The sequence below is a fragment of the Pseudoalteromonas sp. SR45-5 genome, assembly GCF_014163565.1.
Taxonomy (GTDB): Bacteria; Pseudomonadota; Gammaproteobacteria; order Enterobacterales; family Alteromonadaceae; genus Pseudoalteromonas; species Pseudoalteromonas distincta.
The window spans coordinates 1-6,081 of record NZ_JACJDN010000213.1; the positions used below are offsets into that span (position 1 = coordinate 1).

4 protein-coding genes are annotated in these 6,081 nt (G+C 41.0%); 2 read left to right on the top strand and 2 right to left on the bottom strand.

Translation table 11 applies throughout. The features are described 5' to 3' along the window. Together H5072_RS09700 and H5072_RS09705 are read left to right on the top strand one after the other, a co-directional pair. On the top strand, positions 1-1,366 hold a 1,366-nt coding region (locus H5072_RS09700; RefSeq protein WP_182693402.1), incomplete at its 5' end, for a prolyl oligopeptidase family serine peptidase. A 143-nt stretch (positions 1,367-1,509) separates the two neighbouring features. Then, positions 1,510-3,147 carry a methyl-accepting chemotaxis protein gene (locus H5072_RS09705; protein WP_182693403.1) on the top strand — a complete coding sequence of 546 codons (1,638 nt, stop codon included), beginning with the start codon at positions 1,510-1,512 and terminating at the stop codon, positions 3,145-3,147. A 71-nt stretch (positions 3,148-3,218) separates the two neighbouring features. Here the strand turns inward: H5072_RS09705 and H5072_RS09710 are convergent, their stop codons facing one another. Both H5072_RS09710 and dinB read right to left on the bottom strand, forming a co-directional pair. Next, complete coding sequence (locus tag H5072_RS09710; RefSeq protein WP_182693404.1) at positions 3,219-4,739, bottom strand: leucyl aminopeptidase family protein; 1,521 nt, start codon at positions 4,737-4,739, stop codon at positions 3,219-3,221. Between the two features lie 129 nt (positions 4,740-4,868). Beyond that, positions 4,869-5,921 (bottom strand): DNA polymerase IV, encoded by a 1,053-nt coding sequence (dinB, locus tag H5072_RS09715; RefSeq protein WP_182693405.1) that lies wholly within the window; start codon positions 5,919-5,921, stop codon positions 4,869-4,871. Positions 5,922-6,081: the final 160 nt, after the last annotated feature.

A 6,081-nucleotide genomic window follows, 5' to 3' on the forward strand; every position in this document is an offset into this window, starting at 1 on the left:
TGCACGCGCTAAATGGCTAAAAGACGGCAATACACTGTCGTACCAATGGCAAAATCGCTCGCAACATAAATTAGAACTGCGTTTTTATAACAGCGAAACTAAAGCCCAAAAAGTAGCGCTGACCGAAAATAGCGAAACGTGGATAAACCTACATTTTGATCTTGAGTTTTTAAAAGACAAAAAACACTTTGTATGGGCATCTGAGCGCGACGGCTTTAAACATTTATATCTGTATCGTACAAACGGTCAACTTGTTCGCCAAATTACCTCAGGTGACTGGGCTGTTGATAGCTTAAAAGGTATTGATGAGAAAAAAGGCATTGTTTACTTTGCCGGTCGAAAAGATACACCGCTTGAAAGCCATTTATACAGCGCGCCTTTATTTAAAAAAGGCGATGCCAAACGTATTACCGAAAAAGGTCAGTACCACAATGTTGTGCTAGCAAAGGACAGCAAAACCTTTATCGATAATAGCTCTTCTGATAATAAACCAAACTCAGCAGCACTTCGTAAAGTAAACGGTGAATTTATTACCTGGCTTGAAGAAAATAAGCTTGATAGTAGCCACCCCCTTACTCCTTATTTAAGCGACTTAACAAAACCAGAATACGGCACAATTAAAGCCGATGATGGTCAAGTTATGCATTACCGTTTATTTAAGCCTAGCACCATTGCTGATGGCAAAAAGCACCCTGTTATTGTTAACGTATACGGCGGCCCGCATGCTCAACGAGTGACGAATAGCTGGCGCAGTAAAAACTTGTACTTTCAGTACATGGCGCAACAAGGTTACGTAATTTTTCAACTGGATAACCGTGGTTCGTACAACCGTGGTAAAAAGTTTGAAGATGCTATTTATAAACATTTAGGTGTGGTTGAAGTTGCCGATCAAATTAAAGGCGTAGAGTTTTTACGTACACTTGATTACGTTGATCCACAACGCATCGGTGTTTATGGCCACAGCTACGGCGGCTACATGGCGCTTATGACTATGTTTAAAGCGGGCGATTACTTTCAAGCCGGCGTATCAGGTGCTCCAGTAACCGATTGGGCTCTATACGATACACATTACACAGAGCGTTATTTAGGTCACCCCGATACAAATGCTAAAGGCTATGAAGACAGCGCAGTATTTCCATATGCAGATGGCTTAAAAGGCCCATTAATGATTTACCATGGAATGGCTGATGACAACGTATTGTTTACGCATTCAACTAAGTTGTTTAAACAACTGCAAGATAACGAAAAACAGTTTGAAATGATGACCTACCCAGGCTCTAAGCACAGCCTACGCGGTAAACAAGTGCAAACACACTTACATCAAACAATTACAAACTTCTTTAATCGCCATTTTGACGTTAAATAAGCAAGTAAAGTAATAACAGACTAAAGGCTGATTGATAAATCAGCCTTTTTTTTTGCATTAATAGGCGTTAAGCCTAGATTAAACTCTTTTTTTAGCTACGCTTATTCTATGCGCTAAAGCGCACACTTTTTGAGGATAAATGTATGCCTAATCTACGAAGTTTTAGTATATCCCAGCGTTTTTCACTGTTAATAGCCATCGTTGTATTTGGACTAATAATACTTAGTATATCGAGCCTAACTCATCAATATAGTTCGCTAAAAGACGAGCAATACATAAAAACACAAAATGTAGTAGAAACGGCGTACAGTATAATCGAGCACTATTATGCGCTTGAACAAGATAACACTCTCACTCAACAACAAGCTCAATCACAAGCACTTAATGCAATAAAAGCACTGCGCTACGACAAAACCAATTACTTTTGGATTAACAATTACCAGCCAACAATGGTTATGCACCCTATAAAACCTGCGCTTGATGGAAAAGATTTAACTAATAACAAGGACCCTGACGGCAAAGCATTGTTTGTTGATATGGTAAATATAGTTAAACGCTCTGGCGAGGGATTTATCCCTTATAAATGGCCAAAACCAGGTAAAGATAAACCGGTTGAAAAAATCGCATTTGTTAAAGGTTTTAATCAATGGCAGTGGATTATTGGCTCGGGTGTTTACCTTGATTCAATTGACGAAGCATTTAGCGAGCAACGTAACCTTATAGTCATCAGTGCAATAATTATGATTATTGCTGTTATTTTACTTAGTTACTTTATAGGTAAGAGTATTTTAATACCAACTCGCTTAGCGGCCGATATGATGAAAGATATTTCACAAGGCGAAGGCGATTTAACTCGTAAATTAAATGAATCCGGTAATGATGAAATATCTGAACTATCACGTTCATTTAATTTATTTGCTCTAAAAATGCGCGAGTCACTTGTTCATGTAGCACAAAGTGCAAACGATGTAAGCGAACATGCGCATACAGTTGACTACTCAAGTAGAACAAGCCACTCATTTATTGAGCTTCAAAACGATAGTTCAACCCAAGTTGCAGCTGCCATGGAGCAAATGACTCACCAAATACACGATGTGAGCCGTAACGCTGAAGCAGCAGAGCAAGCAGCTAAGGATGCAGCACAAAACGCATCAACGGGTAAAAATGTGGTTGCGCAAACAATTACAGCAATAGAAACGCTCTCAAGCAACATTGAAACAGTCAGCCGTGTAACAGAAGATTTAGCCAACGAGAGCCATAATATAGGCTCTGTGCTTGATGTAATAAGAAGTATATCGGAGCAGACAAACTTACTGGCATTAAACGCTGCCATTGAAGCTGCTCGCGCAGGAGAGCATGGTCGAGGATTTGCTGTTGTTGCTGATGAAGTAAGAACATTGGCCAGTCGTACAGGGCAAAGTACTGACGAAATTCAAACCATGATCACTAAACTACAAGAAGGTGCAAAAGCAGCAGTAGAAGCAGTTAAATCAAGCCAAGCACTTTCAGTTTCTACCGTAGAGCAGGCGTCATCAGCCAATACTTCACTTAATGAAATAGAACGACTTGTTTCAATTATTACCGAAATGAACAGCCAAATAGCACGTGCCACAGAGCAACAAACGCAAGCTGCCGACGAGGTTAATTTGCGTATAAATGAGCTATCTCAATCAACTGAGCAATCATTAAATAATACTAAGCAGCTTACCGATGCCAGTGATAATCTCAAACAAAGTAGCGAAGGTCTTTCGAGCGTAGTTAATCGTTTTAAATTAGATTAATCGATAGCGTTCTCATAAAATGCAAAAGCCCTGAATTAACAGGGCTTTTTTATTACATGTAAGTTTTTAGCTTACAAACAATAACGTGCAAACAAGCTCGTTACTGATGCAGCTGTTGGCTTACCATGCTGCCAATCACCGCCTTCAACACCGCTACCTGCTATATCCATATGAACATAAGGTAGAGGCTGTGCAGAGTCATTACCGTGCTTATCAAGCCCACCAACAATAGCCATAAACGCCATAGGGAACTGATGTCCACGAGCAGTAACGGCAGATGCTGCGTTATTGCTAGATAAAACATCGTCAGCTAGCGTACGTGGTTTAATAAAGTCGTAGTCTTCACGGCGTGAACGCGATACTTCAGCGCCATCGGCCCACAAATCTCCAAGGTCAGCTATTTGACGTGAAACACCAGCACTACGAGCTGGACCATTTTCAACATACGCACCGTATGGACCCATTGCGCGAGCTGCATGACCCGTTAATGTAGCAACAGTAAACAGCGTTGGGTTAATCTCACCTTTAGCTAAATCTTTCATTTCGCTAAGCAGGTCGCCCATTGCTAAACGCCCTTCTGCATCGGTATTACCAATACGTACACGAACACCTTCACGGCTAGTAATAATTTCATCTGGCACAAAACAATCTGAGCCAATAGAGTTGCGAACAACAGCTAAGTACGATACCACTTTAACGCCTTTAGGCTGATAATCAGCAACGGCTTTCATAAAGCCCGCAACAGAAGCTGCGCCGCCTTTATCACGGCTCATGCCTGCCATATGGCCGCCTACTTTTAAATCTGCACCGCCTGTATCGTATACAAGGCCCTTACCTACAAACATAAGTGTGCGAGTAATTTCGCCCTCTGGTACATATTCAAGCTTGACAACACGTGGGTGATGGCGCTCAACTGCATACGATGCGCGAGCAACTGTACTTAGCATTGGGTAATTTTTATCAATAGCTGCAATATCATCAATTACGTCAACTGCAATGTTTGAGCCTTTAAACAATTCAACGCAGTAATCAGCAAAACGTGGGGGAGCCATACGCTCAGGTTCAGTGCCACACAGGTCACGCGCTGCATATTGGCCAGCTGCAATTGCATTAACAGCTTTAATAGTTTGCTCGCTTGCGCCAACTAAACCAATCTGTGTAATTGGTTCAATGCTTTCACCGTGATATTCACGCGCTTCTAATGGCTGCCATAAGGCTTGGCAAGCGCCTAAATAAGCAACTTCTAAAGCATGCTGATAACGGCTATCGCCATTTAAATTTGGTAAAAATAATGCAGGGTTAATACTGCCCGACGCTTTTGCTTCGTTAATTGCTAATTTAGCAGCATCAAAATAACGACGCACGTCGTCGTAATCTCTATTTAACGGACCGGTTGGCGCAAGTACAACGCGCTTGTTTTCAATTACTAATAAAGTAACTTGCTTACCGATGCGAGAATCTACGTTTGCTTGAGCTAAAATAGCATCACGTAATGAGTTATTTGGTAACTGAGAAAAGTCATTACTAATAATAATAAGCGCATCATGAGATGTGCATTCAAGGCTTGCACTAACCGCTTGAGGGTATGCCATAAATAAAGTCCTGTTAGAAAACATAAGCCCCTATTATCGTCGATTTAAATATTGAAGACCAGCAAGGAGCGATGAGCTAATCACATAACCTGTCAATAAATGGCAACTTGGAGTTACAGGCTTTACAGCTTAATCGAGAATACTAAGTTGGAAGTTTTGCTCTGGCTCGTTTTTAATGCCAACGCCTATGCCAAGTAATCTTACAGGCTGTTGTAGCCCACGCTGGTAGGCCTTAGTAAGTAGTTGAACAAATATTTCTGTGTTGAGCTCGTGATATACCTGATCGGCAGAGGTCACTACAAAATTTGCAAACTTCACCTTAACACTCAATTTATTAATACGGTTTTGTAACTGCTGTTTATTTAGCCTTAAAACTAATTCGTCTAACAACCTTGGCAGCTCATCTAAGCACTCTTGCAAACTTGTTTTGTTGTACTCGTAGGTATGTTCAACACTCAGCGATTTTCTTATACGATCTGTGGATACTTTACCAACATACTCACCTGCACATTTTTGATAAAGCGACACACCAAAATTACCCACATGTTGCTGCATCCAGTTAACGCCTTTTTCACGTACATCCATGCCGGTATATAAGCCTTTTAAATTTAGCTTTTCGAGCGTTACTTTGCCCACTCCTGGAATTTTCCCAAGCGGTAATTGCGCTAAAAAGTCATCAACCTCATCAGGCAAAACGACAAATTGACCATTCGGTTTGTTTTCGTCACTGGCTATTTTGGCAATAAATTTAATCGGTGCAATACCTGCTGATGCAGTGAGCCCTGTAGCATTGTAAATATCGGCTCTTATTTGCTGTGCAATAAGTGTGGCACTGCCTTTACAAGCGGTGCTGTCTGTTACATCTAGATAGGCTTCGTCTAAAGAAAGGGGTTCAATTAAGTCTGTATAGCGGCTAAATACTTCACGTATTTGGTTTGAAGCTTCTTTGTATACAGCCATGCGCCCTGGGACAATAACTAAATCGGGGCATAATTGTTTAGCATGATAGTTCGACATAGCCGATCGTACGCCATACTCTCTAGCTATATAGTTAGCGGTTGAGAGCACGCCTCGTCGGCTATTGCCTCCAATAGCAAGCGGTACACATGCAAGTTTTGGATTATCTCGCATCTCTACTGCTGCATAAAAGCAATCCATGTCAATGTGAATAAACTTCTTCATCACCACAATAATAACTGGTTATTTATACAGTCATTATTATAGAATAAAATGTGATATGCAAGCCTAGGGCCTGTTTATCTTTCGAGGTTAAATTTGCAGCAGTATGTTTGGTATTTAGGCAAGGCAGAGCCTATGTAGTGTGGTTATTCCCCATAAATAG